Raw genomic sequence first — 2,328 nt, forward strand, 5'->3', positions numbered from 1 at the left:
AAGGAGGCTTGTTGTTTGGTTTAGTAGTAGTTGGAGGAGTCGCAATTGCAGGAACATTTTTATTGGGTGCTGTAGATGGTGCTTCAGGAGCACATGCTAAGCGTCGTGGACGTTAACAGGGAAGGAAGAGCGCTAATGGAACGCATAATAGAAAGTTGGATTACTAGGGTAGAGAATTTTTACAGTTTGCAGTCAATTCCTGTAAAAGTATTAATTTTCATAGTTGGAGTAGTTGGGGTTTATGCTTTAGGGACCTTACTTTTAGGACCGGTTTATTGGGCGGGGCAGAAGTTTGGCGAAATGGTTTACAATTATTTATTTTAATAAAAAATTCGAATAGATAAGTAAAAGGGAAAAAGAAAGGAGCCTAGTTCATGTTTATATCAATGTTCTATCCATGGTTCACTGAGTTATTTTTTAAATAAAATTTAATTTAGTTGTACATTTTCGAATTATTTTTCGAATAAATAAGTGAGACGAAAAGGAAGGAGATTACGCGATGTATTTACCAATCTTATTGCCATGGTTTATCAAATGGTATTTAAAATAAATGAAATTTACCTGTTCATTTTAAATCACTTCTCAAATAGATAAGTGAGACGAAAAGGAAGGAAAAGGAATTCAGTAATTTATCTATTCTGGTTTTTAAAATGGTTTAAGAGCCAGAAATCGTAAACTAAAAAATAGAAATAAAGGAGAAAAAAGATGACAAATTTTGACAAAATGGAACAGAACTTTGTAGCTCTTACAGAAGAAGAGTTAATGGATGTGGATGGGGGATTCTTTGGTCCTGTATTGTTTACTATTTGGGGGACAAAAGTATTAGTCGGCCATGCTCTATCAGCAGGTGTAGCAGTAGGTTTTGCTGCTCTAGCTACTAATTAATAGATGAAGGGGATAGATAATGAATTATAACTTTGAAAATATGAAATCAGATGAATTGGAAAAAATTTCAGGTGGCTCTGTAGTAGGTGCTCTTGCGTTAGCATGGGGTGTAACCAAGGCGGTTGGAATCATTGGTGGGACAGCTGTTTCTGTTTACGTTGCAGGAAAAAGCGTTAAAGCAATAGGCGATTGGGGACTTTCAAGATTGCGATAATTTTTTAATACTTATGAGGTGGTGCAATGAAAAATGAAATAACTAAAGTAATAAAAATTGTTTTATTGTTTGTCTCTATGGCTATCATGAATTTGATGTTGCTTGGAATATTAGCTATGCTTGGTTTTTCTTTGACGGGCAGTGTAGCTAGTTACCTCGTGCCACCTTTATTTTCTACTCTTGTGTTGCTCTTCATTAACAAGATGATAACAAGGTTAGACAGAGGGAAAAATAAGAGCTTGCTATGAAAAAATTTTTATTAGGTTTTGTTTTAACAGCTTTCAGCATATTATTAATTTATTCTCTATTTAATTTAGAAAAGGTATCGTTGGAGAGCTGTATTTTGTTAGTAGCATTGACATACTATATTAATAAAAAAGAAACATTTAAACCCAAAGTGAATTAGACTAAGAATATTTTAGGAAACGATCATCAGTTTACAGCAATGACAGAAAAAGAACGATAATAAATGAAAACAAGAACAGAGTAAAAAGTCTCGTAAAAGGTATATTATCGGAGATTTATCTGCTGTAGATCTAGTTGCATGGGGTTACTCTATCTAAGATAAAACACTTTGGATAAATCATAAATTTTCAAATAAAATTTAATTTAGTTGTACATTTTTGAATTGTTTTTCGAATAAATAAGTGAGAAGAAAAAGAAAGGAATAAAATAATGAAAGAACATTACTATGGATTTGTTGAGCTAACTTCGGAAGAATTGACCGATATTCAAGGTGGAGAAAATTGGGCGAAGACCCTTGTAGATTGGTACATTGGATTTCGTAGAGGTTTTGGTTTTTAGGAGGATAAGCGATGAATGAAATGAATGATAAGTATACTATTGAAGTATTAAAGGAAAGCGACTTAGCCTTGCTGGTGGGTGGTAGCAAGGAAAGCTATCAACGGGGTTTAAATACAGGTCTATGGTTCCGTCGTGCATTATTTGGATTCTAAGATAATATTTAGAGAGTAAAGGTTATCTATAACAACGAATAGAATATATGAAAAAGGAAAGGACAAATAACTACCTTTTTCAATCGTTAATAATCAAAAAAGGAGAATAAGATGGAACAAATTAAAAATATGGAAAATAGTTTTCATGTAATGAGTCATGAGGAATTGGCCGATGTAGAAGGAGGCTTGTTGTTTGGTTTAGTAGTAGTTGGAGGAGTCGCAATTGCAGGAACATTTTTATTGGGTGCTGTAGATGGTGCTTCAGGAGCACAT

Annotated in this window: 7 protein-coding genes; all 7 read left to right on the plus strand. The window is 33.5% G+C overall.

All coding sequences use genetic code 11. The annotated features are described in order from the left end of the window. Positions 1–135: 135 nt before the first annotated feature. Positions 136–324, plus strand: a complete 189-nt coding sequence (locus B7695_RS06040; protein WP_084890454.1) for a hypothetical protein — start codon at positions 136–138, stop codon at positions 322–324. Between the two features lie 381 nt (positions 325–705). After that, positions 706–885: a class IIb bacteriocin, lactobin A/cerein 7B family gene (locus B7695_RS06045; protein WP_084890456.1), complete on the plus strand. Its 180-nt coding sequence runs from the start codon at positions 706–708 to the stop codon at positions 883–885. A 19-nt stretch (positions 886–904) separates the two neighbouring features. Continuing rightward, the gene (locus tag B7695_RS06050) at positions 905–1,099 is read left to right on the plus strand and encodes a ComC/BlpC family leader-containing pheromone/bacteriocin (RefSeq protein ID WP_084890458.1); all 195 of its coding nucleotides are present in this window, start codon (positions 905–907) and stop codon (positions 1,097–1,099) included. A gap of 26 nt (positions 1,100–1,125) precedes the next feature. Beyond that, the gene (locus B7695_RS06055; RefSeq protein WP_084890459.1) at positions 1,126–1,347 is read left to right on the plus strand and encodes a hypothetical protein; all 222 of its coding nucleotides are present in this window, start codon (positions 1,126–1,128) and stop codon (positions 1,345–1,347) included. A gap of 427 nt (positions 1,348–1,774) precedes the next feature. Continuing rightward, on the plus strand, positions 1,775–1,903 hold the full coding sequence (locus tag B7695_RS06060) for a smi_0059.1 family bacteriocin-like peptide (protein ID WP_060805135.1): 129 nt from the start codon (positions 1,775–1,777) through the stop codon (positions 1,901–1,903). Between the two features lie 11 nt (positions 1,904–1,914). Next, positions 1,915–2,055: a hypothetical protein gene (locus tag B7695_RS11075; protein ID WP_155640144.1), complete on the plus strand. Its 141-nt coding sequence runs from the start codon at positions 1,915–1,917 to the stop codon at positions 2,053–2,055. A 150-nt stretch (positions 2,056–2,205) separates the two neighbouring features. After that, positions 2,206–2,328: class IIb bacteriocin, lactobin A/cerein 7B family (locus B7695_RS06070; RefSeq protein WP_239822267.1), on the plus strand; the 123-nt coding region annotated here is incomplete at its 3' end.

It is taken from the genome of Streptococcus mitis (assembly GCF_002096845.1).
GTDB classification, from domain to species: Bacteria; Bacillota; Bacilli; order Lactobacillales; family Streptococcaceae; genus Streptococcus; species Streptococcus mitis_A.

Coding starts and splice junctions, on each gene's coding strand:
- B7695_RS06060 (WP_060805135.1), top strand. CDS start 1,775: ATGAAAGAACATTACTATGGATTTGTTGAGCTAACTTCGGAAGAATTG.
- B7695_RS06050 (WP_084890458.1), top strand. CDS start 905: ATGAATTATAACTTTGAAAATATGAAATCAGATGAATTGGAAAAAATT.
- B7695_RS06045 (WP_084890456.1), top strand. CDS start 706: ATGACAAATTTTGACAAAATGGAACAGAACTTTGTAGCTCTTACAGAA.
- B7695_RS06040 (WP_084890454.1), top strand. CDS start 136: ATGGAACGCATAATAGAAAGTTGGATTACTAGGGTAGAGAATTTTTAC.
- B7695_RS11075 (WP_155640144.1), top strand. CDS start 1,915: ATGAATGAAATGAATGATAAGTATACTATTGAAGTATTAAAGGAAAGC.
- B7695_RS06055 (WP_084890459.1), top strand. CDS start 1,126: ATGAAAAATGAAATAACTAAAGTAATAAAAATTGTTTTATTGTTTGTC.